Origin of the sequence: Salmonella sp. 741265073_HBA (assembly GCF_046569105.1) — a bacterium.
In the GTDB taxonomy this organism is placed as follows: Bacteria; Pseudomonadota; Gammaproteobacteria; order Enterobacterales; family Enterobacteriaceae; genus Salmonella; species Salmonella enterica.
Genome location: NZ_JBKFRY010000004.1, coordinates 12,985 through 34,328, shown reverse-complemented (window position 1 = coordinate 34,328; position 21,344 = coordinate 12,985). Strand labels below are relative to the sequence as shown.

The following is a 21,344-nucleotide window of genomic DNA, read 5'->3' as shown; positions in this document are numbered from 1 at the left end:
ACGAAATACTATCCTTCCGACACAAATGCGCGGTTATAAGAGACCTTCATGACCGGCCACGGATTATAAGTAAAGCAGAGAATAACGTATACGTAAGCGGATACTAAAAATGGCGATGCCGCCCGGGCAGCCCTCCTCTTCACCTTTATTCACAGTAACTCAAAAAACGCTGCAACGCGTTAGAAAGATGTTTCTGCCGATGATGAACACGCCACAACGTGCGCACCAGGCGCGGTAACGGCACCGCGACTTCGCCCAGGGTTCCCGCCTGGAGTTGTTCAGCAATCACCCGGCGCGATAAACAGCTTATCCCCAGTCCATGACGCACTGCATGTTTGATCGCTTCTGAATTCCCCAACTCCATCGCCATATGAAAGCGCGGCAAATGCGACAACAGCAAATAATCGACAATTTCCCGCGTACCGGAACCGCGCTCGCGTAAAATCCATGGGGATGCCGCAAGCTGTTCCAGCGTCACCGGCCCCTGCGTCAGCGGCGAGGACGGCGCGGCAAAGACCACCAGCTCATCTTCCAGCCACGGCTCAGAAATAATCTCTGTACTGTGACATGGTCCTTCAATCAGGCCGATATCAACCCGAAAATCCAGCACCGCGTTAATCACGTCCTGGCTGTTTCCCACGCTGAGTTCCAGCGGCAAGGCCGGATAATGCTGGCGATAGCGGGCAATCATGGCGGGTAAAATGTAATTGCCGATGGTGCTACTGGCATAAACCCGTATCGCGCCGTTATCTTCACGAAATAGCTGCTCAATTTCTACCGCTTGCTCCAGCAATGCCAGCGCGCGCGGGTATAACAAGCGCCCATGTTCGTTGACCACCAGCCGTTTCCCCACCCGATCAAACAACTGTACGCCGAGCTGACCTTCCAGATCGGTGAGCGCGGCGCTAACGGCGGACTGCGATAATGACAGCATGACCGACGCCTGGGTTGTTGAACCGCTTTTCAGTACTTCAGCAAACACTTCAAGTTGTCGTAGCGTAATATGCATAGTCGTATCCCACCGATAGCGTTTCACTTACCACTTATAAAGATTAATTATAAATATATAATCAATTTTATTTTTAAACCAGATCACCGTAACCTTATTGTCCATATACAGGAGAAGGTTATGACAGAACTCACCTTGCAGAATCATCGTCGTACAATGTGGCATTTTATACCGGGGCTCGCTCTGAGCGCCGTCATTACAGGAGTCGCCCTATGGGGCGGCGCTATCCCTGCCGTTGCAGGCGCGGGGTTCAGCGCCCTGACCCTGGCTATCCTGCTGGGTATGGTTATCGGGAATACCGTCTATCCACAAATATGGAAACAATGCGACGGCGGCGTGCTGTTTGCAAAACAACATCTGCTGCGTTTAGGGATTATCCTTTACGGCTTCCGCCTTACCTTTTCACAAATCGCCGACGTGGGCATTAGCGGCATTGTGATTGACGTATTAACGCTTTCCAGCACGTTCATGCTGGCCTGCTTCTTAGGCCAAAAAGTCTTTGGTCTGGACAGGCACACCAGCTGGCTGATTGGCGCCGGTAGCAGTATCTGCGGCGCGGCGGCGGTACTGGCGACAGAACCGGTGGTAAAAGCGGAAGCCAGTAAGGTTACTGTAGCCGTCGCGACTGTCGTTATTTTCGGCACCATCGCTATTTTCCTTTACCCGGCAATGTATCCGCTGCTGGCGCACTGGTTTAGCCCGGAAACTTACGGCATCTATATCGGCTCAACCATGCATGAAGTCGCGCAAGTGGTCGCAGCGGGTCATGCCGTTAGCCCGGATGCGGAAAATGCGGCAGTTATCGCTAAGATGCTGCGTGTCATGATGCTGGCGCCGTTCCTGATCATTCTGGCGGCACGCGTTAAACAGCTTTCACCGGCGACCGGCGCGGAAAAAAGCAAAATTACCATTCCGTGGTTTGCTATTTTCTTCATCGTAGTGGCGATCTTCAACTCTTTCCACCTGCTGCCGAAAGCCGTGGTGGATATGCTGGTGACGCTGGACACGGTACTGCTGGCGATGGCAATGGCGGCGTTGGGTCTGACCACTCACGTTAGCGCATTGAAAAAAGCGGGGGCGAAACCGCTGCTGATGGCGCTGGCATTATTCGCCTGGCTGATTATTGGCGGTGGCGCCATTAACGTCCTAATCCATAGCCTTATCGCATAAATTATTACGTTTCACGCCTGTTAACCCGTTATCATAGCGTTCGTAATGAACCGTTAGCGGGTTTAACAGGAGTCTTTTATGAAATACATCGGAGCGCACGTCAGCGCTGCTGGCGGTCTGGCTAACGCCCCTGCCCGCGCGGCTGAAATTGGCGCAACGGCCTTTGCGCTTTTCACAAAAAACCAGCGTCAGTGGCGTGCCGCCCCCCTTACTCCCCAGGTCATTGATGACTTTAAAATCGCCTGTGAAAAGTATCATTTCTCGGCGGCGCAAATCCTTCCCCACGATAGTTACCTGATTAATCTGGGCCATCCGGTCAGTGAAGCGCTGGAAAAATCACGCGATGCCTTTCTCGATGAAATGCAGCGCTGTGAACAACTCGGCTTAACCTTGCTTAATTTTCATCCCGGTAGCCATCTGATGCAGATTGCACAGGAGGATTGCCTGGCGCGGATCGCGGAATCCATCAATATCGCCCTCGCGCAGACCGAGGGCGTTACGGCGGTTATCGAAAATACAGCCGGTCAGGGCAGTAATCTGGGATTTGAGTTTGAACAGTTAGCCGCCATCATCGACGGCGTGGAAGATAAGTCGCGCGTTGGCGTCTGTATCGATACCTGCCATGCCTTTGCCGCCGGATACGATCTGCGTACGCCAGAGGCGTGCGAAAAAACGTTCGCCGAATTCGGGAAAATTGTCGGATTTCAGTATTTGCGCGGAATGCACCTTAACGACGCCAAAAGCGCCTTCGGTAGCCGCGTTGACCGCCATCACAGTCTGGGTGAAGGCAATATCGGCCACGATGCGTTTCGTTGGATTATGCAGGATGCGCGTTTTGACGGTATTCCGCTGATACTGGAGACCATCAATCCTGATATCTGGGCGGAAGAGATTGCGTGGTTAAAAGCCCAGCAAATTGCCGAAGCGGTGGCCTGACGCGCAATGTTCTTCAGGCAATAAAAAAGGCAGAGCGCGCTCTGCCTTTTTTAGCGTGTTTCTCTTACGCCGCTTTTGCCGCGACTTCCGTCTCCGGACGTTTCAGGACGGCATAAGCCAGCCCTGCCACCAGCGTACCGGCCACAATTGCCAGCAGGTATCCCAATACCGGCGTAATTGCGCCTGGGATAAGCAGAACAAACAGACCGCCATGCGGCGCCATCAATTTTGCGCCTACCGCCATAGAAATGGCCCCGGTCAACGCGCCGCCAACGATACAGCACGGCAGTACACGCATCGGGTCGCGTGCCGCAAACGGAATAGCGCCTTCAGTGATAAAGCAAAGCCCCAGCACCAACGCCGCTTTACCGCCTTCCTGCTGCGCTTTGTCGAACTTACGACGCGCCACCATCGTCGCCAGACCCAGCGCTAACGGCGGTACCATACCTGCGGCCATGATCGCCGCCATCGGCGCGTAAGTTTGCGTACTCAGCAGACCAACGCCAAACGCATACGCCGCTTTGTTCACCGGGCCGCCCATGTCGGTACACATCATCCCGCCGAGAATCGCGCCCAACAGCACCGCGTTTGCCGTCCCCATGGTTTGCAGCCAGTGGGTGAGCCCTTCCAGAATCCCGGCAACCGGTTTACCGATCAGGTAAATCATCGCCAGCCCCACCACCAGACTGGAAATTAACGGGATGATCAGGATTGGCTTCAGCGCTTCCATACTTTGCGGAAGTTTCAGTTTGGTACTGATAAGCTTCGCCATATACCCGGCAAGGAAGCCGGCAATGATCCCGCCGATAAAACCGGAACCGGTGCTAACCGCCAGCATACCGCCAATCAGACCTGGCGTAAGGCCTGGGCGATCCGCGATGGAGAAAGCGATATAACCCGCCAGTACCGGCACCATCAGCGCAAACGCCGAACCGCCGCCAATCTGCATCAGCGCCGCCGCCAGCGTGTCCGGCACCTTAAAGGCTTCAATACCAAAAGCGAAGGAAAGCGCAATACACAGTCCCCCGGCAACCACCATAGGCAGCATGTAAGAAACGCCCGTCAACAGATGCCGGTATGCGCCAGCGCTCTCTTTCTTCCCTTCGGTCGCCGCTTGCGATGCCTTACCCGCCGGTTGATACGGCGTCGCTTCCGCTACGGCTTTATCCAGCTCCTGCGCCGTCTTTTTCAGCGCCAGGCCGGTCGACGTGCGGTACATCGGGAGACCGGCAAACTTCGCCAGATCCACTTCGATATCCGCCGCCACAATCACTAAATCCGCTTCCGCCACCTCTTCCGGGGTGATGGCATTGCCGGCCCCCACGGAGCCGCGCGTTTCGACTTTTACCCACCAGCCGCGTTTTTTCGCTTCGGTTTCAATGGCTTCAGCCGCCATAAAAGTATGGGCGACGCCGGTCGGGCAGGCCGTTACCGCGACCACGCGTTTCGGACCGCCGCTCGCCGCAGGAGCAACCGCAGCAGGAGCGCTGTAAGGGGTCGCATGGCTTTTGGCTTCACTCAGAAACAGTTCCGGATGCGCGACGGCGCGACCAATATCCCCCAGCCAAACCTTTTTGCCGTTCAGAGCATTGTCGTTCGGCAGAGATTCGCCCAGCACGATCGCCAGCTCAGCATCATTCGGATTGTCGATAATTTCCAGATTTGCTTTATGCGCCGCCGCTCCAAGCAGGGTTTTCGCCATGTAAGCGCGAGCCTGGCCGAGATTAGCGTCAATTATCAGCAGCGTTTTCATTATGCCTCTCCTGCTGTCAGTTAAACGGTTGTAAGTCGACACGCGCCATCATTGCGGCCAACTGAGGACGATCGGTAATACCCACATTGCTCTGGCTGACCGCCAGCGCGGCAACCGCCGTCGCCAGACGCAGCGTATGTTCGCTGGACTCGCGCATCAGCAGGCCGTAAATCAATCCGCCAACCATGGAATCGCCTGCGCCGACGGTACTTACCACGTCAACTGCCGGTGGTTTAGCGATCCATTCTCCTGAGGCGTTAACCCACAGCGCGCCTTCCGCCCCCAGCGAAATCACCACATGGGCGATCCCCTGTTCGCGTAACGCGTGCGCCGCATCAATCACATCTTTCATTTCCGGGAGCTTACGACCCGCCCAAATTTCCAGTTCGCGGCGATTCGGTTTCACCAGCCACGGCGCAGCTTTAAGACCGGCGACTAACGCTTCACGGCTACTATCAAAGATAATGCATGGACACTGGCTGCGCAGACGCGTCATCCAGTCGGTGAACGCTTCCGGACTCACACCAGCCGGTAAGCTACCGCTGACGCAGACCATATCGAACTGACCCAGCCAGCTCAGGGAGTCGTTAACAAAGCGTTCCCAGTCTGCGGGGGTCACGTCAAAGCCGGAAAAGTTGAAGTCGGTCACTTCGCCATCTTTTTCCGTCAGCTTCACGTTGATGCGGGTCCGGCCCTGAACCACCTGAAAGCGGTTAGCGATGCCCAGTTCGCTGAACAATTGCTGAAAACCGTCCTGGTTATCTTTACCGAGAAAACCGCCGACGGTGACGTCGATGCCTAAGTCTTTCAGCACCTTGGCAACGTTAATGCCTTTGCCCGCCGCGTGCAGACCCGTGGTTTTCACCAGGTTCACTTCGCCGCGTTCGATTTCAGGGCAAAACCCAACCAGATCGTAAGCCGGATTAAGGGTAATGGTGGCAACACGCCTGCTCATTATGCGCCCTCCCCGAGACCGGCGGCGATCGCATCGCCAATCGCTTTCAGCGCCTGTTCAGCATCTTCACCCTGCGCGGTAAAGCGCAGACGATGGCCTTTCTTCACGCCTAATGCCACCACTTTCATCAGACTACGTCCGTTTGCCGGTTTGCCGGTTCCATCAAGGTTTGTCACGGTAATTTCACTGTTAAATTGTTTAATCGTATTCACCAGCATGGTGCCCGGACGGGCATGGAGACCATGCTCATTACGCACTACAAATTCCGCGCTCAGTACGTCATCCGTCAGCGCATCATCACTGGTCAGCAACGCCAGCAGCGTCGCGGCGTCGGCGCTCAGCAGACGATCGGCTTTATTGTTCAGCAACAGGTCGCCGAGGCGTTTTAGCACGGCAATCGGCTGCTCGTCGTTCATCGCGACAGTGACTAATAAGGCTGCTTTTTCACCCTCTACGTCAAACGCCTGGGTCGCACGGCTTACCGCAACAGCGCTGCGCAAATTGCCTTCCGCGCTGTCGTTCAGCCAGATGCCTTGTCCCAGATTCATCGGACTATCGTTAATCGTTTTTGCGACGAACGCCGCATCAACCGCTCCCGCCTCTTTCAGACGCGCCGCATTTAGCGCCTGCAATGTGACCAGCGAGCTGGCGATGACATCCAGCGTCATCGTCTCGTTATCAAGTTTTAATTGTTCACTTTGCTTCTCGCCCATCAGCAATGCGCGCAGCTCTTCCGCCGTTGTCGCGGATTTCAACTGTTCAGCCACGGAGTCATCGCTCAGCACATGCGTCAGCTGACGCAGCAGGCCGAGGTGTTCATCCGAACTGGCGGCAATACCAATCGCCACGTAGGCGACCTGGCCTTCTCCCCAAGTAACGCCCTGCGGAAATTGAAAAACCTGGACGCCGGTTTTCAGCACCTGATCGCGCGTGTCTGTTGTGCCATGGGGAATCGCAATACCATTGCCAAGAAAGGTCGAGGTTTGCTGTTCGCGCGCCAGCATACCGTCAACATAGCCGCCCGCCACATTCCCCGCCTGCGCTAACGCGGCGGCGATTTGCCGAATGGCCTCTTCTTTATTTCCGGCCTGCTCACCCGGATGAATGTCCTGAACCGATAACTGGAACATGTGTCTCCTCTCCTGCTGAATTGAAACGATTCAGCCACTATGAGAAAAAAAGCGCCAATCTGAGTTATCAAAAAAACCAGATCGCGCTGAAACGTTTCAAGAAGTCTGGATCTTTCTGCTTCAGCACGCAAGAAAAGTTACCGGTTTTGTAGCAATTTTTTGAGGTAAAGCACATTTTTTCTCCAACAGACCATTAATAGCTGACGCATAAAAGACTTCAGCTTTTTTCTTTCAGCTTCCGTCAGCACCCCTGATAACAAATTGGAATGCTATTTTGATTTTTCGTGTCGATTTTGATTCAGACGCCTGTTTATTTTCTGACGGGCAGCGTAAACTCCGCCTCTCTTCACACCACTGATATAGAAACATGCACAACAGTCCCGCCGCCGCTGCGCCTAAATCATTTGACCTGACGTCTACCGCCTTTTTGATCGTCGCTTTTCTCACCGGTATTGCCGGTGCGTTACAGACGCCGACGCTCAGTATTTTTCTGACGGATGAGGTTCACGCCCGTCCCGGCATGGTGGGATTCTTTTTTACCGGCAGCGCGGTTATCGGCATTATCGTGAGCCAGTTTCTGGCGGGTCGCTCAGATAAAAAAGGCGATCGCAAAAAACTGATCGTTTTCTGTTGTGTGCTGGGCATGTTGGCCTGCGTGTTGTTTGCCTGGAACCGCAACTACTTTATTTTGCTGTTCATCGGCGTCTTTCTCAGTAGCTTCGGCTCTACCGCCAACCCGCAGATGTTTGCGCTGGCCCGAGAACATGCCGATCGTACAGGTCGTGAAGCGGTGATGTTCAGCTCAATCCTCCGCGCCCAGGTCTCATTGGCCTGGGTCATTGGGCCGCCGCTGGCCTATGCGCTGGCGATGGGTTTTAGCTTTACGGTGATGTATTTGAGCGCGGCGGTAGCTTTTATCGTCTGCGGCGTCATGGTGTGGTTCTTTTTACCGTCAATGCGCAAAGATGCGCCGCTGGCAACCGGCACGCTGGAAGCACCGCGTCGTAATCGCCGCGATACGCTGTTGTTGTTTGTCATCTGTACGTTAATGTGGGGAACTAACAGCCTGTATATCATTAATATGCCGCTGTTTATCATCAATGAGCTGCATCTTCCGGAAAAACTTGCAGGCGTGATGATGGGCACCGCCGCCGGGCTGGAGATTCCCACAATGCTGATTGCAGGTTACTTCGCCAAACGGTTGGGAAAACGCCTGTTAATGTGCATCGCCGTTGTCGCCGGACTGTGCTTTTATGCGGGTATGTTGCTGGCGCACGCACCGGCGACGTTGCTCGGCTTGCAGTTGCTGAACGCGATTTACATCGGCATTCTTGGCGGGATTGGCATGCTCTATTTTCAGGATCTCATGCCAGGCCAGGCGGGTTCAGCCACCACGCTGTATACCAATACCATTCGCGTCGGCTGGATCATTGCCGGTTCGCTGGCGGGAATCGCTGCAGAAATCTGGAATTATCATGCGGTCTTCTGGTTTGCGTTAGTTATGATTGTCGCCACCATGTTCTGCCTGGCGCGTATTAAAGATGTTTAACTTGCAAGCCTGATACTTTTACTCTTCGACACATTTCAGCGCAGAGTTTATCTCTGCGCAATGTTCATGCGCGGTCATTCATTGTCTTTTTCTCAATACGATATTCTGTAAGCGCCCTCTTACATAAAAGACCGGTTATTGAGAAAATTACGCCCATCAGCCCGCAAAGGACCAACACCAGCCGCATCTTATATTTTGGTGTTACAGCAACATCTATCACTTCAATGTTAGCATTATTTTTAACCGCCTCCGATAACAATGATAGCTTTGCATATGTTTCCGTTTGTAACATATTTCTATGCACGCTATAGCGTTTAATGTCACCATCATCGATATACCATGCTGCCATTTTATCGACACTATTTTTCAGGGTAGAAATAATATTATTGACGCTTTCCTCCCTCCCCTGCGTCTTAAAAATGACAAGCTGTTTTTTCGCGTCAAAACTTATTTTATTTTTATATTCCGCAGGCAAGAAACGGCTAAACTGGTTAAGGATAACCGTTGTTTTACATTGAATATCATTAGCATAGCCACATAACGCATAGGTAGCAGGCGTATCCAGACTAGGTTTGATTATCATACTCACAACCTTTGTATCATGCTGCACGCTCACAAAAACATAGCCAATGGCAACAAAAATAAAGGTAGCGATCATGATACTTAGCCATTTTCTTATAAGGAATAAGGAAACGTCGACTAAATCAATTTCACTATTTTCTCCCCGCATTTCACATCCCTTTTAAAACGCTAATAGTCAACCCGAATACTGAAATAACAAAAAGCAACACCAGCGTAAAAATAAACGCCCTGGCTGCGAACGTATATTTCTTCATAAGATAAAACCCACACATAAGAATGCGAGTATTTTAAAGGAAAATAACAATACATTCACACTGGTTATATCGATCGGTAAATACATCAATGATAGATATAAACTATCAAATTCATGATATCGATCGTTATAAATAATTAAAATCGATCAAAATTCCTCTTTTTAATAGATAAAAACTATCATATAAATGAAATTGATCGTTTTTGTTTTATGTGACGGTTTATTCGGTACACGTTCAGGCACCAACGGGGTTGAGCGGCGACATCTACCGCTTCAGAAGCCACGAAATAAGGGAATCATGTATTACGCTATTTAATGGTAAAAGGAGGTAATTTGAGGCGCAGCTTTTGCAGACTATTTCGGGATATAACGTAAGCCCCTGCACGTTTATCAAAAACGGCTTAGCTCATGGTAAGGTTTTCTGTTCGAGTTCCAGCAAATAAATAATGGCCTCTTCCCGGGTCGTTAAACACATGTCCCCTGTCGGTTGCAAACCAGAGCACACTTTTGGGCGTAAAGGCGAGCCAAAGATAAGGCACAAGTTATCTTCCGAAAGCTGCACGCATCTGGTATTCATCGGCTTGCCATTCGGCATTCCGGGTATCGGCGACGAAATTGAAGGCGCAATACAGCAAGCGCCACAACCGCTACGACAGTCCATGCTCAGCCTCTCTATTTATAACCATATGAAAGATAACAGAATTTGTCCAAAGAAAAATCCAGATTTAAAATGTGGACGTCATCATGATCAGGCCTGCCCTCAGACATTCCGAAGACAAGGCTGGAAACAGAAGGGACAACACAGCACACTTCCCCCTCCGGGCGACATGCCATCGCGTATTCTCGTTGAATGCGGGGCGGAAAGCGGGCGAACAGTATCACCTTTTTTGCACCAGCAAAAGTGACAATTCCACTTGCCTGGACGGCCCGGCGCGAGTAGTTTTACGCGATATTTTAGATAATCTCTACAACAGGATCTCCTCGATGCCAAGAGCGAACGAAATCAAAAAAGGTATGGTACTGAACTACAACGGCAAATTGCTGATTGTGAAAGATATCGACATTCAGTCGCCTACCGCCCGTGGCGCCGCCACACTGTATAAAATGCGTTTTTCTGATGTCCGCACCGGTCTGAAAGTGGAAGAACGTTTCAAAGGCGACGATATCGTTGATACCGTCACCCTGAGCCGTCGCGGCGTTGACTTTTCTTATGTCGATGGCAACGAATATGTGTTCATGGATAAAGAAGACTATACGCCGTATACCTTCACCAAAGATCAGATTGAAGAAGAGTTGCTGTTTATGCCTGAAGGCGGAATGCCGGATATGCAGGTTCTGACCTGGGATGGCCAACTGCTGGCGCTAGAGCTTCCGCAGACCGTGGATCTGGAAATCGTCGAAACCGCGCCGGGTATTAAAGGGGCGTCCGCCAGCGCACGTAACAAACCCGCGACATTAAGCACCGGTCTGGTGATTCAGGTTCCCGAATACCTGAGCGCAGGTGAGAAAATCCGCATTCATATCGAAGAGCGCCGTTATATGGGGCGCGCGGATTAAGTTTCGCATTTTTCGGCTGCGCCCCAGGGCGCAGTCTGACCCTTTTCTTTATTGACTGTTCTGCGCCCGGAAAGAGAAACGTTAAAAATTTAACATTTTCTGCTCTTAAGATGGCAGAAGCACGACTTCGTCAACTCAGAGCTTCTCTTTTTCACGTTTATTCGCCAGGATTATTAAAGTTGTTATGTTGTATCAATATTCTGGAGCTGACGTGACCAAAACCAATCTTATTACTGGATTTCTCGGTAGCGGAAAAACCACCTCTATCCTTCATTTATTAGCTCATAAAGATCCGGCTGAAAAGTGGGCCGTCCTGGTCAATGAATTTGGCGAAGTGGGTATTGACGGCGCACTGCTTGCCGACAGCGGCGCACTGCTAAAAGAGATCCCCGGCGGCTGCATGTGCTGCGTCAACGGATTGCCTATGCAGGTAGGGCTCAACACGCTGCTACGCCAGGGCAAACCTGATCGGTTGCTGATTGAACCAACCGGACTGGGGCACCCAAAACAGATTCTGGATTTATTAACTGCGCCGGTTTATGAGCCGTGGATTGATTTACGCGCTACGCTCTGCATCCTTGACCCTCGCCTGCTACTGGATCAACAGAGCGTCGCCAATGAAAATTTCCGCGATCAGCTCGCCTCAGCCGATATTATCATCGCCAATAAGACCGATCGCGCCACGGCGCAGAGCGATGCCGCCCTGCAACAGTGGTGGCGACAGTACGGCGGCGATCGCCAACTGATTCATGCCGAACATGGACAGATAGACGGTAAGCTTCTTGATTTACCACGACAAAATCTGGCGGAACTGCCGGCCAGCGCCGCGCATTCTCACACTCATGCCAGTAAAAAAGGACTCGCCGCGCTAAATCTGCCCGCCCAGCAGCGCTGGCGACGCAGCCTCAATAGCGGACAAGGTCATCAGGCCTGCGGCTGGATTTTCGATGCCGATACCGTGTTTGACACCATTGGCCTCCTTGAATGGGCGCGTCTGGCGCCGGTGGGCCGGGTGAAAGGCGTTATGCGCATACAAGAGGGGCTGGTACGCATCAATCGCCAGGGCGATGACCTGCACATCGAAACACAGAGTGTCGCGCCGCCGGACAGCCGGGTTGAACTTATCTCAAACACAGAAACCGACTGGAATACGTTACAGACGGCCTTGTTGAAGCTTCGTTTAGCGACGCACGCGTAAGGTTGCCACCGTTTAAAAACTATGGCGAAATGACGATGAAAACCCGCTATTCCTTGATAATTCTGCTTAATGCCGCCGGTCTGGCGCTGTTTTTGTCATGGTATCTTCCCGTCAATCACGGCTTCTGGTTCACCATTGATTCCGGCATATTCCACTTCTTTAACCAGAAACTGGTGGAAAGCCACGCGTTCCTCTGGTGGGTCGCTATTACCAATAATCGGGCGTTTGACGGCTGTTCGCTGCTGGCGATGGGCGGACTGATGCTCAGTTTCTGGCTAAAAGAAAACGCATCGGGCCGGCGGCGCATTGTGATAATCGGATTGGTCATGCTGCTAACAGCGGTGGTGCTTAACCAACTCGGTCAGGCGCTGATCCCCGTCAAGCGCGCCAGCCCAACGCTCTCTTTTGAGCATATTTATCGCGTCAGCGAGTTGCTGCACATCCCGACAAAAGACGCGTCAAAAGACAGTTTCCCAGGCGATCACGGTATGATGCTGCTGATATTTTCCGCCTTTATGCTGCGTTATTTCGGCAAAACGGCGGGGATTATCGCCCTTATTATATTTGTGGTTTTCGCGTTTCCGCGCGTTATGATTGGCGCTCACTGGTTCACCGATATTGTGGTCGGTTCGCTCACGGTTATTTTGATTGGCCTTCCCTGGTGGCTGATGACCCCGCTCAGCGACCGGGCGATAGCGCTTTTTGAGAATTATCTCCCGGGCGGAAATAAACAAATTTCAAACAAATAACCCATACAATTAACATTACCTTCAGCGATAGTTTTACATCGTTGAAGGTAATTTATGATGATATTCCCCCAGCCCATCATTTTTCGGTCATATTATTCCTCTGCAAAATGAACAGGTTGCATGATTTTTAAACGATTTGCGCTTAATTTGACCCGTGCTGATAGTTCACTTTTCGTATCATAAATTCTTATAAAAAATCACGCGAAATCGCTCGCAATGACAGCAACAATCGGGTAATCTCAAACTCGTTTTGCCTCGCCAGATAATTATTCTCATTGCGAATAAATTTGTGCGTTCCGCCACAGATTTGTGCACAAAGAATTGTCTCAAGCTGTGCAGGTAATTAGTCTCATCACGTTTGGCATTTTTATAACGATATTTATCGTTAAGGACTTCAAGGGAAAACAAACAACATGGTCAAATCTCAACCGATTTTGAGATATATTTTGCGCGGGATTCCTGCGATTGCAGTTGCGGTTCTGCTTTCTGCTTGTAGCACAACCACCAATACCGCAAAGAATATGCATTCTGAGACGCATGCTGTGGGCAATAGCGATAGCTCTTCACTGCAAGCCTCTCAGGATGAATTTGAAAATATGGTGCGTAACCTCGACGTTAAGTCGCGGATTATGGATCAGTATGCTGACTGGAAAGGCGTGCGTTACCGCCTGGGCGGCAGCACTAAGAAAGGCGTCGACTGTTCCAGCTTTGTACAGCGCACCTTCCGTGAACAGTTTGGTTTAGAGCTTCCGCGTTCAACCTATGAACAGCAGGAAATGGGCAAAGCAGTTTCACGCAATAACCTGCGTACGGGCGATCTGGTTCTGTTCCGCGCCGGTTCCACTGGTCGCCATGTCGGTATTTATATCGGCAATAACCAGTTTGTCCATGCGTCTACCAGTAGCGGCGTAATTATCTCCAGTATGAACGAACCGTACTGGAAAAAACGCTACAATGAAGCGCGTCGAGTTCTGAGCCGCAGTTAATCTTCATCAGGCAGCACCTCCCTTGACTTACCTGATGAGACGACATAAAAAGCACTGCTTCGGCAGTGCTTTTGCTTATTATCCCTTCTGAACCCGTTTTATCGAATAGCGACGTGTGGCCTCTTATCCAGCCTACAACACACGAACGTAGGCCTGATAAACATAGCGCCATCAGACATTCAGGTCGTTTCCGCCAACGACTACTGCGACAATACGCTTTCCTGCGCATCACAGAAAAGCATGACTATCCGGGGTAATCCAGGCTATAGTCTTATAAATCAACCAGTTTAACCGGCATCCGCCTTTTCAGGTCACACCAGGAATTATGCTAACACGCGACTCCTCTTCCGGTCGGAAAATCCTGCTTACCTGTATCATTACGGGGATAGCGGCAGCATTACTTATTGGTAGCCTGCAATTTTTCCTGTCGTGGCATAAACGGGATGTTAAATACAATACGCTCCTTTCTGATGTACAACATTACCTGGCCAGCTATTTCGCCGACCTGAAAGCCACCACCGATATTCTTCAGCCGTTGACGATCAACACCTGTCAGCAGGTTGGCGCAGAACTCACCTCAAGAGCCGCTTTTAGCCTTAATGTCCGCGCCTTCTTATTGATTAAAGATAAAAAAGTGTTCTGCTCTTCCGCCACTGGCGCCATGAATATGCCGCTTCAGCAACTGGTACCGGATATAGATATCCGCAAAGACGTTGCTATGGCGATTCTGCCCGGCACGCCAATGATGCCCAACAAACCGACAATGGTGATTTGGTATCGGAACCCATTATTAAATGACAGCGGCGTATTCACATCGCTGAATATTAACCTGACGCCCTACTTACTCTATACCACGCGCCAGGACGATTTTAACGGCATCGCGCTGATTGTCGGCAATACCGCGCTGTCGACTTTTTCTTCGCGTCTGCTGACCGTCGCGGAGCTGCCGGGCGCGCCATCACGACAGGCAACTATCAACGGCCTGCCGCTTAAAATACAGCTTTATGCCGATAGCTGGACCTACAATGACTTGTGGTATGCGTTGATGCTGGGCTGCATTAGCGGCATCGTAGCGGGGTTTATCTGTTACTTTATCTATGCCCTCCGGACTCGACCGGGCAAAGAGATTTTAACGGCGATCAAACACGAGCAGTTTTATGTGGTTTATCAGCCCGTCGTCGATACTCGTACGCTAAGCGTCACCGGGCTTGAAGTCTTACTGCGCTGGCGTCACCCTACGGCAGGCGAGATTCCGCCGGATGCCTTTATCCACTATGCCGAAGCGCAGCAACTTATCGTACCGTTAACGCAGCATCTGTTCGAGCTGATCGCCCGCGACGCACCCACGCTACAGAAGGTGATGCCCGTCGGTGCCAAATTTGGCATTAACATCGCGCCGGAACATCTGCACAGCGACAGTTTTAAAGAGGATATGCACCGGCTCAGGGACGCCCTGCCCGCGCACCATTTTCATATCGTGCTGGAAATCACTGAACGCGATATGCTCCAGCAGTATGAAGCGGCCAAACTGTTCGAATGGCTGCATTCCGCCGGGTTTGAAATCGCTATAGATGATTTCGGTACAGGCCATAGCGCCCTGATTTATCTGGAGCGATTTACTTTAGATTATCTGAAAATCGATCGCGGCTTTATCCAGGCGATCGGTACGGAAACTGTCACGTCTCCGGTTCTGGATACCGTGCTGACGCTCTCCAGACGCCTGAATATGCTGACGGTGGCCGAGGGCGTTGAAACGCCGGAGCAGGCCCGTTGGCTACGCGATCACGGTGTTAATTACTTGCAGGGGTACTGGATTAGCCGTCCTTTACCCCTAAAAGATTTCGTGCTGTGGATGTCGGCGCCTTCCGTGCCTGAATGGTAGTCCCCTTACGGTTTTAACGGATTCACATCAGACGCAACGTCACTTATTATTCAGCGAAACGCCTGCCGGTTTGCAGCGGGCAATACGATAAGGAAACCGCCTTCAGATGATTGCGCGCGTAATGCTTCTGCTTGTCGCACTGGTTAGCGCTGGCGCCCAGGCCCAGGAAATCAAAGAAAGCTACGCTTTCGCCGTACTCGGCGAACCTAAGTATGCTTTTAACTTTGATCACTTTGATTATGTGAATCCTGCTGCGCCGAAAGGCGGTCAGATGACGCTTTCCGCCATTGGTACGTTCGATAATTTCAATCGCTATTCGCTGCGCGGCAATCCCGGCGTACGTACCGAAGCCCTTTACGATACGCTTTTTACCACCTCGGATGATGAGCCCGGAAGCTATTATCCGCTGATTGCCGACCATGCCCGCTATGCCGCCGACTATTCCTGGGTGGAAATCTCGATTAATCCCCGCGCTCGTTTTCACGATGGCACGCCCATTACCGCCCGCGATGTGGCCTTTACCTTTCATAAGTTTATGACCGAAGGCGTACCGCAGTTCCGTTTGGTCTATAAAGGTACTACCGTGAAGGCGATTGCGCCTTTAACCGTGCGAATTGAGCTGGCGAAGCCTGGTAAAGAAGACATGCTTAGTCTGTTTTCACTACCGATCATGCCCGAAAAATTCTGGAAAAATCACAAACTCAGCGATCCGCTTTCAACGCCGCCCTTAGCCAGCGGGCCATACCGGATTACTCAGTGGAAAATGGGCCAGTACATTGTCTATTCACGCGTCAAAAACTACTGGGCGGCTAATCTGCCGGTCAATCGTGGACGTTTTAACCTCGACACTATCCGCTACGATTACTACCTTGATGACAATGTCGCTTTCGAGGCGTTTAAAGCGGGCGCATTTGATCTACGGCTGGAAAACGACGCTAAAAACTGGGCAACGCGCTATATCGGTAAAAATTTCGATAATCATTACATCATTAAAGAAGAGCAGAAAAACGAGTCGGCGCAGGACACACGCTGGCTGGCCTTTAATATTCAGCGCCCGGTATTTAAAGACCGGCGGGTACGTGAAGCTGTCACCCTGGCCTTCGATTTTGAGTGGATGAATAAAGCGCTGTTCTATAATGCCTGGAGCCGAACCAACAGTTACTTCCAGAATACCGAGTACGCCGCCAGAAATTACCCTGACGCCGATGAGCTGGTATTACTCGCGCCGATGAAAAAAGATCTTCCTCCTGAAGTCTTCACTCAGATCTATCAGCCGCCGGTCTCTAACGGCGACGGCTACGATCGCGAAAATCTTCTTAAAGCTGACGCCTTGTTGACGCAGGCCGGATGGGTGATCAACGGACAGCAACGGGTCAATAGCGTCACCGGTAAGCCTCTGACGTTTGAACTTCTCCTTCCTGCCAGCAGTAATAGCCAGTGGGTTCTACCCTTCCAGCATAATCTTCAGCGTCTGGGCATTACGATGACTATCCGTCAGGTTGATAATTCTCAGCTCACCAACCGGATGCGCAGCCGCGACTATGACATGATGCCGAGGCTATGGCGGGCGATGCCCTGGCCCAGCTCCGATCTACAAATCTCATGGGCGTCGGAATACATTAACTCCAGTTATAACGCTCCCGGCGTACAAAGCCCGGTGGTGGATAAACTGATCGCGCAAATTATCGCAGCGCAGGGTGATAAAGCGAAACTGGTGCCGCTGGGACGGGCGCTGGATCGCGTGCTGACCTGGAACTATTACATGCTGCCGATGTGGTATATGGCGCAAGACAGGCTCGCCTGGTGGGATAAATTCTCCCATCCGGCGATTCGCCCGGTATATACCATCGGGTTAGATACCTGGTGGTATGATGTCAACAAAGCCGCCAAACTACCGGCAGCCAGGAGGTAGTAAGAATCAATGGGCGCCTATCTTATCCGCCGTCTGTTACTGGTGATCCCCACGCTATGGGCCATTATTACCATTAACTTTTTTATCGTGCAGATCGCTCCCGGCGGCCCTGTCGATCAAGCGATTGCCGCGATTGAATTTGGTCAGGGCGGCGCGTTGCCCGGTGCCAGCGGCGAAGGCGTTCGCGCCAGTCATGCGCAAACCGGCGTCGGCAATATCAGCGACAGCCATTATCGCGGCGGCCGCGGACTCGATCCGGAGGTGATCGCGGAGATCACCCATCGCTATGGCTTCGACAAACCGCTGCATGAGCGTTATTTCAAGATGCTACGGGACTATCTCTCTTTTGACTTCGGTGACAGTCTGTTTCGCAGCGCATCCGTACTGACGCTGATCAAAGATAGTCTTCCCGTCTCCATTACCCTGGGATTATGGAGCACGCTGATTATTTATCTGGTGTCTATCCCGCTGGGGATTCGCAAAGCCGTCCATAACGGCAGTCGCTTTGATGTGTGGAGCAGCGCGTTTATCATTATTGGTTATGCGATCCCCGCCTTTCTGTTCGCTATTTTATTAATCGTCTTTTTTGCCGGCGGCAGCTACTACGATATCTTTCCGCTACGTGGCCTGGTCTCCGCCAACTTTGACACGTTACCGTGGTACCAGAAAATCACCGATTATTTGTGGCATATTACGCTGCCGGTGTTGGCGACCGTCATCGGCGGTTTTGCCGCCCTGACGATGCTGACGAAAAATTCGTTTCTCGACGAGGTGCGTAAACAGTATGTCGTTACCGCTCGCGCTAAAGGTGTGAGTGAAAAAAACATTCTCTGGAAACATGTTTTTCGTAACGCCATGCTGCTGGTGATCGCCGGGTTTCCCGCCACTTTTATCAGTATGTTTTTCACCGGCTCGCTGCTAATTGAAGTCATGTTTTCACTCAACGGCCTGGGGCTGCTGGGTTATGAAGCAACCGTTTCGCGCGACTATCCGGTGATGTTCGGCACGCTTTATATCTTTACCCTGATTGGCTTATTACTGAATATCCTGAGCGATATCAGCTATACGCTGGTCGATCCACGCATTGATTTTGAGGGACGATAATGCCGCGATTAAGCCCGGTCAATCAGGCCCGCTGGGCGCGTTTCCGCCATAATCGCCGGGGCTACTGGTCACTATGGATTTTCCTGATCGTGTTCAGCCTGAGCTTATGCGCGGAACTGATTGCTAACGATAAGCCATTGCTGGTGCGCTATGAAGGCCAGTGGTATTTTCCGCTGGTAAAAAATTACAGCGAGCGCGATTTCGGCGGCCCGCTGGCGACAACGGCAGATTATCAGGACCCCTGGCTACAACGGCAGCTTGAGAATCGGGGCTGGGTGTTGTGGGCTCCCGTACGCTTTGGCGCCAATACCATTAATTTTGCCACCACGCAGCCTTTCCCCTCCCCGCCTTCGGCGAAAAACTGGCTGGGCACCGATGCGAATGGCGGCGACGTTTTCGCCCGCATCCTGTACGGCACCCGCATTTCTATTTTATTCGGCCTGATGTTAACGATTTGCTCCAGCGTCATGGGTGTACTGGCGGGCGCGCTACAGGGCTATTATGGCGGCAAAGTCGATTTATGGGGACAACGTCTCATCGAAGTCTGGTCGGGGATGCCGACCCTGTTTCTGATTATTTTACTTTCCAGCGTAGTGCAGCCTAACTTCTGGTGGCTGCTGGCCATAACCGTACTGTTTGGCTGGATGAGTCTGGTGGGCGTGGTGCGCGCCGAATTTTTACGGACCCGCAATTTTGACTATATCCGCGCCGCGCAGGCGCTTGGCGTCAGCGATCGTGACATTATCCTGCGCCATATGTTGCCTAATGCGATGGTCGCTACCCTGACATTTTTACCGTTCATTTTATGTAGCTCCATCACCACCCTGACGTCGCTGGATTTTCTGGGATTTGGTCTGCCGCTTGGCTCCCCTTCTCTCGGCGAACTTCTTTTACAGGGGAAAAACAACTTACAGGCTCCCTGGCTGGGGATCGCCGCCTTTCTGTCTGTCGCCATTCTGCTATCGCTGCTGATTTTTATCGGCGAAGCGGTACGCGACGCCTTTGATCCTGCTAAGGCGGTATAAGATGACATCTCCATTGCTTGCGATTGAAAATTTATCGGTAGGTTTCCGTCAGCAACAGCACGTGCGCCCTGTCGTTAACGCCATTTCGTTACAGGTGAACGCCGGGGAAACGCTGGCGCTGGTCGGCGAGTCCGGGTCAGGAAAAAGCGTGACGGCGCTTTCCATTCTGCATCTTTTGCCTACCCCTCCCGCCGTCTACCTCTCCGGCGATATTCGCTTTCACGGCGAATCATTGCTTCATGCCAGCGAGCAGACGCTACGCGGCGTGCGCGGCAATAAAATCGCCATGATTTTTCAGGAACCGATGGTTTCACTTAACCCGCTGCATACGCTGGAAAAACAGCTCTATGAAGTGCTGTCGCTCCATCGGGGAATGCGTCGGGAGGCGGCAAGGGCGGAGATGATCGGTTGTCTGGATCGGGTCGGTATCCGCCAGGCGAGCCAGCGTCTGCGCGATTATCCGCATCAGCTTTCCGGCGGCGAACGCCAGCGCGTCATGATAGCCATGGCGCTGTTAACACGGCCGGAATTACTGATCGCCGATGAGCCGACCACCGCCCTCGACGTCTCCGTACAGGCGCAGATCTTATCTCTACTGCGGGAACTCCAGCGCGAGCTCAATATGGGATTGCTGTTTATCACCCATAACCTCAGCATTGTAAAAAAACTGGCGGATTCAGTGGCGGTAATGCAACACGGCAAGTGCGTAGAGAACCAACGCGCCGACACGCTGCTCTCCGCGCCTACCCATCCGTACACGCAAAAACTACTCAACAGCGAACCCACTGGCGATCCGGTTCCGCTCCCCGCCGGGCAGACGCCGTTGCTGGAAGTGGACAGGCTGCGCGTCGCCTTCCCGATCCGCAAAGGCATTCTGAAGCGCGTCGTGGATCATAATGTGGTGGTTAACAATATCAGTTTCACCCTGCATCCAGGCGAAACGCTGGGTCTGGTCGGCGAGTCAGGATCGGGAAAAAGCACCACCGGTCTGGCGCTGTTACGGCTTATCCGCTCCGAAGGCCGCATCGTATTTGACGGTCAATCGCTGGATACGTTAAACCGCCGCCAGCTTTTACCTGTTCGCCACCGTATCCAGGTCGTATTCCAGGACCCGAACTCATCGCTAAACCCGCGTTTAAACGTGTTGCAAATTATCGAAGAAGGCCTGCGCGTCCACCAGCCTATGCTTTCAGGCGCGCAGCGCGAACAGCGGGTGAAAGCGGTCATGATGGAAGTCGGCCTGGACCCGGAAACGCGGCATCGTTACCCCGCTGAGTTTTCCGGCGGCCAGCGTCAACGTATCGCCGTCGCCAGGGCGCTGATTTTAAAACCGTCGCTTATTATTCTGGATGAACCGACCTCATCGCTGGATAAAACCGTTCAGGCGCAGATTCTTGCCCTCCTGAAATCGCTCCAGCAAAAGCACCGTCTGGCCTATATCTTCATTAGCCACGATCTGCATGTAGTACGCGCGCTGTGCCATCAGGTTATCGTGCTGCGGCAGGGGGAGGTGGTTGAACAGGGGCAATGCGAGCGCGTGTTTACCGCACCGCAACAGGCCTATACGCGTCAGCTACTCGCGTTAAGCTGACGC

At 52.2% G+C, this 21,344-nt stretch carries 19 protein-coding genes; 12 read left to right on the top strand and 7 right to left on the bottom strand.

Annotated elements, in window-relative coordinates; all coding sequences use genetic code 11:
* Window positions 1–145 precede the first annotated feature (145 nt).
* A complete protein-coding gene (gene yieE / locus ACLD3P_RS07520; protein WP_000548316.1) occupies window positions 146–1,009 on the bottom strand; it encodes a DNA-binding transcriptional regulator YeiE in 864 nt (287 codons plus the stop codon).
* 120 nt (window positions 1,010–1,129) lie between these two features.
* On the opposite strand from yieE, the gene ACLD3P_RS07515 reads away from it, so the two are divergent.
* Window positions 1,130–2,179 (top strand): YeiH family protein, encoded by a 1,050-nt coding sequence (locus ACLD3P_RS07515; RefSeq protein ID WP_000137966.1) that lies wholly within the window; start codon window positions 1,130–1,132, stop codon window positions 2,177–2,179.
* Window positions 2,180–2,257: 78 nt separating this feature from the next.
* The gene (gene nfo, locus ACLD3P_RS07510) at window positions 2,258–3,115 is read left to right on the top strand and encodes a deoxyribonuclease IV (protein ID WP_000873906.1); all 858 of its coding nucleotides are present in this window, start codon (window positions 2,258–2,260) and stop codon (window positions 3,113–3,115) included.
* A gap of 64 nt (window positions 3,116–3,179) precedes the next feature.
* Here nfo and fruA read toward each other — a convergent pair whose 3' ends face one another.
* The 3 genes from fruA to fruB are packed head-to-tail and all read right to left on the bottom strand — an operon-like array spanning window position 3,180 to window position 6,953.
* The gene (gene fruA, locus ACLD3P_RS07505; RefSeq protein WP_000854417.1) at window positions 3,180–4,868 is read right to left on the bottom strand and encodes a PTS fructose transporter subunit IIBC; all 1,689 of its coding nucleotides are present in this window, start codon (window positions 4,866–4,868) and stop codon (window positions 3,180–3,182) included.
* A gap of 16 nt (window positions 4,869–4,884) precedes the next feature.
* A complete protein-coding gene (gene fruK / locus ACLD3P_RS07500) occupies window positions 4,885–5,823 on the bottom strand; it encodes a 1-phosphofructokinase (protein WP_000091249.1) in 939 nt (312 codons plus the stop codon).
* Window positions 5,823–6,953 carry a fused PTS fructose transporter subunit IIA/HPr protein gene (gene fruB / locus ACLD3P_RS07495; RefSeq protein ID WP_000487287.1) on the bottom strand — a complete coding sequence of 377 codons (1,131 nt, stop codon included), beginning with the start codon at window positions 6,951–6,953 and terminating at the stop codon, window positions 5,823–5,825. The genes fruK and fruB overlap by 1 nt, the downstream gene beginning before the upstream one ends.
* A 367-nt stretch (window positions 6,954–7,320) precedes the next feature.
* Between fruB and setB the strand changes: the two genes are divergently transcribed.
* Window positions 7,321–8,502 carry a sugar efflux transporter SetB gene (gene setB / locus ACLD3P_RS07490; RefSeq protein ID WP_000551934.1) on the top strand — a complete coding sequence of 394 codons (1,182 nt, stop codon included), beginning with the start codon at window positions 7,321–7,323 and terminating at the stop codon, window positions 8,500–8,502.
* A 64-nt stretch (window positions 8,503–8,566) separates the two neighbouring features.
* Here the strand turns inward: setB and ACLD3P_RS07485 are convergent, their stop codons facing one another.
* The 3 genes from ACLD3P_RS07485 to ACLD3P_RS07475 all read right to left on the bottom strand — a co-directional run bounded on the left by ACLD3P_RS07485 (window position 8,567) and on the right by ACLD3P_RS07475 (window position 9,998).
* On the bottom strand, window positions 8,567–9,232 hold the full coding sequence (locus ACLD3P_RS07485; protein WP_411006694.1) for a GNVR domain-containing protein: 666 nt from the start codon (window positions 9,230–9,232) through the stop codon (window positions 8,567–8,569).
* Between the two features lies 1 nt (window position 9,233).
* Window positions 9,234–9,356 carry a membrane protein gene (locus tag ACLD3P_RS07480; RefSeq protein ID WP_001519564.1) on the bottom strand — a complete coding sequence of 41 codons (123 nt, stop codon included), beginning with the start codon at window positions 9,354–9,356 and terminating at the stop codon, window positions 9,234–9,236.
* 387 nt (window positions 9,357–9,743) lie between these two features.
* Window positions 9,744–9,998: a YkgJ family cysteine cluster protein gene (locus tag ACLD3P_RS07475; protein WP_001523448.1), complete on the bottom strand. Its 255-nt coding sequence runs from the start codon at window positions 9,996–9,998 to the stop codon at window positions 9,744–9,746.
* A gap of 323 nt (window positions 9,999–10,321) precedes the next feature.
* Here ACLD3P_RS07475 and yeiP point away from each other — a divergent pair, with 323 nt between their 5' ends.
* From yeiP to yejF, 9 genes are all read left to right on the top strand, one after another.
* Window positions 10,322–10,894, top strand: a complete 573-nt coding sequence (gene yeiP / locus ACLD3P_RS07470; protein ID WP_001136822.1) for an elongation factor P-like protein YeiP — start codon at window positions 10,322–10,324, stop codon at window positions 10,892–10,894.
* Window positions 10,895–11,105: 211 nt separating this feature from the next.
* Entirely contained in the window at window positions 11,106–12,092 is a 987-nt protein-coding gene (locus ACLD3P_RS07465; protein ID WP_000169350.1) for a CobW family GTP-binding protein, read from the top strand.
* A 29-nt stretch (window positions 12,093–12,121) separates the two neighbouring features.
* Window positions 12,122–12,841, top strand: coding sequence for a phosphatase PAP2 family protein (locus ACLD3P_RS07460; protein WP_131046450.1), 720 nt, complete (start codon window positions 12,122–12,124; stop codon window positions 12,839–12,841).
* A 413-nt stretch (window positions 12,842–13,254) separates the two neighbouring features.
* Window positions 13,255–13,827, top strand: a complete 573-nt coding sequence (gene mepS / locus ACLD3P_RS07455) for a bifunctional murein DD-endopeptidase/murein LD-carboxypeptidase (protein WP_000241015.1) — start codon at window positions 13,255–13,257, stop codon at window positions 13,825–13,827.
* A 325-nt stretch (window positions 13,828–14,152) separates the two neighbouring features.
* A complete protein-coding gene (locus ACLD3P_RS07450; RefSeq protein ID WP_000957744.1) occupies window positions 14,153–15,709 on the top strand; it encodes a cyclic di-GMP phosphodiesterase in 1,557 nt (518 codons plus the stop codon).
* A gap of 106 nt (window positions 15,710–15,815) precedes the next feature.
* Window positions 15,816–17,621, top strand: coding sequence for an extracellular solute-binding protein (locus ACLD3P_RS07445; protein ID WP_023201575.1), 1,806 nt, complete (start codon window positions 15,816–15,818; stop codon window positions 17,619–17,621).
* A 9-nt stretch (window positions 17,622–17,630) separates the two neighbouring features.
* The gene (locus tag ACLD3P_RS07440; RefSeq protein ID WP_000501623.1) at window positions 17,631–18,725 is read left to right on the top strand and encodes a microcin C ABC transporter permease YejB; all 1,095 of its coding nucleotides are present in this window, start codon (window positions 17,631–17,633) and stop codon (window positions 18,723–18,725) included.
* Entirely contained in the window at window positions 18,725–19,750 is a 1,026-nt protein-coding gene (locus tag ACLD3P_RS07435; protein WP_001137748.1) for an ABC transporter permease, read from the top strand. Before ACLD3P_RS07440 ends, ACLD3P_RS07435 begins: the two co-directional genes overlap by 1 nt.
* Window position 19,751: 1 nt before the next feature.
* A complete protein-coding gene (gene yejF, locus ACLD3P_RS07430; RefSeq protein ID WP_131046451.1) occupies window positions 19,752–21,341 on the top strand; it encodes a microcin C ABC transporter ATP-binding protein YejF in 1,590 nt (529 codons plus the stop codon).
* The last annotated feature ends 3 nt before the right edge of the window (window positions 21,342–21,344 follow it).